This is a genomic window from Armatimonas sp. (assembly GCF_043760365.1).
GTDB lineage: Bacteria > Armatimonadota > Armatimonadia > Armatimonadales > Armatimonadaceae > Armatimonas.
Map to the genome: position 1 here is coordinate 1 of NZ_JAYUPA010000293.1, position 5,454 is coordinate 5,454.

The 5,454-nt window shown below is 58.4% G+C and carries 5 protein-coding genes; 4 read left to right on the forward strand and 1 reads right to left on the reverse strand.

The features are described 5' to 3' along the window. Positions 1–1,906, reverse strand: a 1,906-nt coding sequence (locus ACH2EH_RS06980) for an ATP-binding protein (RefSeq protein ID WP_395140230.1), incomplete at its 3' end; no start/stop codon positions are given. A 92-nt stretch (positions 1,907–1,998) separates the two neighbouring features. Between ACH2EH_RS06980 and idi the strand changes: the two genes are divergently transcribed. The 4 genes from idi to ACH2EH_RS07000 all read left to right on the forward strand — a co-directional run. Next, a complete protein-coding gene (gene idi / locus ACH2EH_RS06985; RefSeq protein WP_395140232.1) occupies positions 1,999–2,517 on the forward strand; it encodes an isopentenyl-diphosphate Delta-isomerase in 519 nt (172 codons plus the stop codon). A 108-nt stretch (positions 2,518–2,625) separates the two neighbouring features. Further along, the gene (locus ACH2EH_RS06990) at positions 2,626–3,345 is read left to right on the forward strand and encodes a DUF1559 domain-containing protein (RefSeq protein ID WP_395140234.1); all 720 of its coding nucleotides are present in this window, start codon (positions 2,626–2,628) and stop codon (positions 3,343–3,345) included. A 155-nt stretch (positions 3,346–3,500) separates the two neighbouring features. After that, positions 3,501–4,736 (forward strand): PQQ-binding-like beta-propeller repeat protein, encoded by a 1,236-nt coding sequence (locus ACH2EH_RS06995; RefSeq protein ID WP_395140236.1) that lies wholly within the window; start codon positions 3,501–3,503, stop codon positions 4,734–4,736. A 2-nt stretch (positions 4,737–4,738) separates the two neighbouring features. Continuing rightward, positions 4,739–5,454 (forward strand): PQQ-binding-like beta-propeller repeat protein (locus ACH2EH_RS07000; RefSeq protein ID WP_395140238.1); only part of this gene is annotated, 716 nt, incomplete at its 3' end.

Genomic DNA, 5,454 nt, shown 5'->3' on the forward strand with positions numbered 1-5,454 from the left:
CAAAGTAGCGGTACTGCTCGGGCGACTCAAAGAGAGCATGGTGTTCTTCGGCATAATGGCAAAAATAAGACAGGTGGCTCTCTTGTGCCTTTTGTCGTCCCGTCGGTGTCTGACGATGCTGGGTGTAGATACGAATGGTCTCAAGCATCTTAAAGCGGAGCTCACCGTCAGGCTGTGTGTAGGCGTTGATGAGTGAGGCCGTGCGCAGTACCTCCAGATCCAACAAGGCCACCAGGCTCAGCTCCTCGCAGACCAGCTCCGCCGCCTCAAGGCTCCAGCCGCCCCGAAAGACCGCGAGGCGCATCAAAATTGCTTGCTGGGTATCTGTCAGACGCTCGATGCTCTCCTCTAGGGCTGCATGGAGGCTGCTGTGTCGTGTCCCTGCCTCGCTGGTGCGCCGGGTGAGTAGGCGCTGGTCACGCTTCAGGCGGCTACGAACTTGTTCCGGGGAGAGCATTCCTAGCCACGCTGCCGCCAGCTCCAGGGCCAGAGGGAGCCCGTCCAGATCGTGGCAGAGCGCAAGGAGATCGGTTTGATTCTGTGGCGTGAGCATGAGATCGGGCCGAATCTGTCGTGCGCGGTCCATTAAAAGTGTCAGCGCGGCATCGTCAGGGCCGAGCGCAAGCGGCTCTAGTACCACTTCTTGCTCTCCGGCTACTTGTAGGGTGCGCTGAGAGGTTACCAGGCAACGTAGTGTCGGCACTCCTTGGAGCAAGCGATGCAGCTGCTCCGCCAACCCTACGACACCTTCGGCGTTGTCCAAGAGGAGAATGGGCTTTGGCTGGGTCAGGAGACGCTGCGCTAGTGAAGGTAGGAGTGCCCCTTGTTCCCGCTGTCCTCCCACCGCCTCATAGATCGCCGCTAGCGCCTCCTCGACTGTCGTGACCCGCTCCAGTGGGACATAGATCACATTGCTCTCTCCACTTTCCGCTTCCAGGCGATGTCCTACTTCAAGCGCAAGGCGTGTCTTTCCCACTCCAGGAGGGCCGGTGAGGGTCACTAGGCGCGACGCTCCTCCCTCGGCGAGGAGCGTCAAGATCCACTCTTGCTCGGCTGTCCGTCCCACGAAACTATCCAAGGGAGTGGGTAGTGTGTGTGGCAGTAGTAGTGCACGAAGAGGGGGGGCTTCCGGAGTTGGCCCTGAATATGACGAAGGGGTAGAGCGAGCGGGTGTCGCACTCAGAGCGGCCTTAAGGGAATCTGGTGGTTGTGTGCGTAGCTCCTTCCAGAAGAGGCGTTCCACATCTTGCCAGTGACGCGCCGCATCGGCGGGCCGACCGGCCTGCACCAGTAGCTTCAGGAGCTGCTCCTGTGCCTCCTCGCTCAAGGGGTCCAGCGCAACCGCGCCGCGTGCGTAGGCAATCGCCGACTCTGGCTCCGTCTCCATGAGGGATTGGGCCAGCTGGATCAGCCCGCTACGCAACCGGTTCTCCAGCCGATCCCGCTCACTAAGCACCCAGGTCTCGTAGAAGCCGGGCAGTAAGTGGTGCTCGTAGAGCTCCAGTGCACGATCCAGCGCGTCCCGCCGTAGCTCCGGGTTGACACTTGCCCGCCGTAGACACGACTCCAGCTCCACGACATCACAGATAACCTGCTCCACTTCCAGGCTAACACTGGTTCGGCTGGAGCGCAGAACGGACTCCTCAGGAGTTCCCACTTCCATGAGTGCCCGGCGCAGGCTCGCGAGCGTTTGTCGAAAGCGTGTTCGTGTCACCCCGGGGTCTTCATTAGGCCAGAGCAGCTCCATGAGCTCCTCACGCGGCCACTCCCGCAGCGGGGGGAGTGCGAGACGGGCAAGAAGCAGTGCTGTCCGCCGCGTCTCAAACCGCGTTGTCACCCGGGTGCCTAAGCTCAAACGTAGCTTTCCCAGTAGATCTACACGTAGTTTAGGAAGTGGAACCAACATACGATAACAAGTATTCCAGAGAGGGCACGCTCACTCCTGCTTAGAGAAAAAATCGGAACCCTTCCTGGCTCTGCTCTATTAGTGTAAGTATCGTGCAAGAAAATGTAATTCTGGTGGATGCGAACGATAACGTGATTGGTAGCTGTGAGAAGCTGGCTGCGCATCTCTACGGCGGGCAGCTCCACCGAGCGTTTTCGGTCTTTGTCTTCGATGACAAAAAACGGCTCTTACTCCAGCAAAGAGCGCTGGAAAAGTATCACTTTGGTGGTCTCTGGACCAATACGTGCTGTAGCCACCCTCGTCCGGGAGAGACCGCACTCGCAGCAGCACGGCGGCGGCTCACCGAGGAGCTGGGCTTCACGGTCGGGCTCATCGAAATCGGGCAGTTTCTCTACCGTGCGGAAGACCCTGAAAGCGGCCTCACTGAGCACGAGCTGGATCATGTTTTTATCGGGCGCTTCACCGGCACACCAACTCCCAACCCCGTCGAGGTAATGGACTGGCGCTGGCAGGCGATGGAGCAAGTGGAGGCGGAACTTTTTGCCTCTCCTGGGCGCTTCACTCCCTGGTTCCCTCTGGCGCTGGCCTACACTCGTCGCGCTTCACTCTAACTCCTCTCTAGGGCGGTGAACCATTTGTGAAAATTACTCGTCTGGCTAGTAGGTATTTTAATGCTCGCTGGCGAATATTCCTAACTGAAAAGAAAGGCTACTCTATTCATGCACTCTTCCTACCTCCTAGCCCCCGTCCGACGGGGAAAGACTGCTTTTACGCTCATTGAGCTTCTGGTCGTGATCGCCATTATCGCGATTCTCGCCGCCATTCTCTTTCCCGTCTTTGCCCAGGCCCGGGAAAAGGCCCGTCAGACTTCCTGTCTCTCCAACCTGAAGCAGTATGCGCTGGCCAACCTGATGTATGTTCAGGACTACGACGAGACATTCCCAATGTCGGCGTACCTCAATGTCTCGTGCGTCGCGACTTTCTACTGGGCGGTGAACCCCTACGTGAAAAATAGCCAGATCACCCAGTGCCCCAGCGAGAAAGAGGCGATGAATGTCCAGCTTCTCACAGGGGCGCCCTGTGCCAACACTCCGCCTTTTAATAGCTACGTGGTGAATCCCGCACTCTACGCCAATGGCTTTATCCCGGGTGTCTCGACCCTGAGCCTTGCCTCCGTCAATCGGCCGTCCGAGACCGTGATGCACTACGATGGCAATACCAACACAAACCAGCAGCAGCTTGTTCAGGCACGGCACCAGAACATGTTCGATGCCAGCTTCGTGGACGGCCACGTCAAAGCCCTCCAAGCCACTCTGACCACAATAACGGCGCAGCAGTTCACCGTGATGGGGCCAGGCAAGGCGCTCAAGACGTATCGGGTCGGTACAAGCGGCGGGTTCTACGCCGGACAGACCGAGTGTAACGGAATTCCCCAGTAACTCGCCCCGATAAACCGGGGCGTCTTATTGTCCTCGTGCCTCGGACACAAAGGGCGTCCCGCCCATCCGAATTTCTATGGCTGCTTGCAGCCTTTGTGTCGGCGAAGCCGTCAATAAGACGCCCCCGTTCATGGGGGCGAACCGGGAGAAATCGAATGAAAGCAGCACGTATCGTTTTCAGTGTTATTGCATTAGGCGCAGTTTCCGTCGCAGTTGCGGCCGACTGGCCGCAGTTTCGAGGTCCCGAGCGAACGGGGCTTTCCAAAGAGACAGGACTTCTGAAGAGCTGGGCCGAAGGCGGCCCTAAGCTGGCGTGGAAAGCCACAGGTCTTGGGGAGAGTCACACGACAATCTCCGTGGCAAAAGGCAAGATCTTCGGCATGGGGCTCGTTGGTGATGACGAAAAAGTCTGGGTGCTAGACGAGAAGACTGGTAAGTCGCTCTGGAGCGTAAAGATCGCCGGAAGGATCTCCCTTAATGGCCGTCAAGGCGGCTATGGCTCCCGTGCGACTCCAACTGTGGAGGGGAATTTTCTCTACACGGTCGGTGTGGCGGGCGATGTGCTCTGCATGAAAGTGGCCGATGGAAGCATTGTCTGGCGCAAGAATCTCGTTAGTGATTTCGGCGGTCAGGTGCCCACATGGGGCTACAGCGAGAGTCCCCTGGTGGATGGCGATAAGCTGATCGTTACTCCCGGCGGACAGAATGCGATGGTCGCTCTGAATAAGAAAACTGGGGCAACACTTTGGAAGTCACCGCTGAGCAATCGCGTCGCCTACTGCTCTGCCCAGATAGCAACCGTCAATGGCCAAAAACAATACATTCAGTTTCTCGGAGAAGGCGTCTTCGGCCTCTCTGCAGTGGATGGCAAGCCCCTATGGAGCTACACCAACCCAGCCAACGGCGTGTGGCGTGACATCAACTGCTCCATGCCGATTTATTCCGACGGAATGGTCTTCGCGGCCACTGCCTACGAAAAAGGCGGTGGGTTGGTTAAGCTCACAGGAGCACCAAAGGCTGAGGAGCAGTACTTCCGTCGCGAGATGCTCAATCACCACGGCGGGATGGTTCTGGTCGGAGACTATCTCTACGGAACGGGCAATAACAGCCTGATGTGTCTGGAGTTCAAGACCGGAAAGATTGTCTGGGAGAGCCGCGCTCCGGGCAAGGGCTCGATTACCTACGCCGATGGCATGCTCTATTGTCGCAGTGAGCGTGGACCGGTCACTCTCGTGGAAGCGAACCCGAAGGAGTATATCCAGCGTGGGCAGTTCGAGCAGCCCGACCGTACCCGCGAGCCCGCCTGGGCCTACCCGGTGGTGGCCAATGGGAAGCTCTATGTCCATGACATGGACACGCTTCTTTGCTACGACATTAAGGACGGCAAGTAGCGATGGCAGACTGGCCCCAGTGGCGTGGCGCACTGCGCAACGGAGTCACCAGTGAGACCATCGGCTGGCGCGGCGGAAAGCCGCGCCAGCTCTGGCAGGCGGCTATCGGGCAGGGATTTTCCTCAGTTGCGGTTAAGAGTGGCAAGCTCTACACTACCGGCAATGTGAATAACACCGACTGGGTACACTGTCTGGATGCCGCCACGGGCAAGGTGGTCTGGCAGTATAAGTATGCCTGCGGAGCAGGAGACTATCCAGGCACACGCGCTACCCCGACGGTGCATAATGGGAATGTCTACACACTGAGTCGCGAGGGGCTGGCGCTCTGTCTCAACGCCACCACGGGTAAAGTTGTCTGGCAGCAGAAGCTCAACTGTGCACAGCCGCAGTGGGGCATCTGTGGCTCTCCTCTGATTGCGGGAGACCGAGTGATCTATAATGTCGGGCGTAATGGCACGGCACTAGATAAGGCCAGTGGGCGGATCCTCTGGCAGAGTGGAAGCGACGCTCCTGGCTACGCAGCTCCGGTTCCTTTTAGTGCCGGTGGTCAAGACGGGATCGCGATCTTCGCCGCCAAGGGGCTCGTGGCCATCAATGCCGCTACGGGCAAGCCGCTCTGGCAGTTTCCCTGGGACACCAGCTACGATGTGAACGCTGCCGATCCGATTTTCTCCGGAAACAACGTCTTTATCTCGTCGAACTATGGCAAGGGCGGTGC

Coding starts and splice junctions, on each gene's coding strand:
- ACH2EH_RS06995 (WP_395140236.1), top strand. CDS start 3,501: ATGAAAGCAGCACGTATCGTTTTCAGTGTTATTGCATTAGGCGCAGTT.
- ACH2EH_RS06990 (WP_395140234.1), top strand. CDS start 2,626: ATGCACTCTTCCTACCTCCTAGCCCCCGTCCGACGGGGAAAGACTGCT.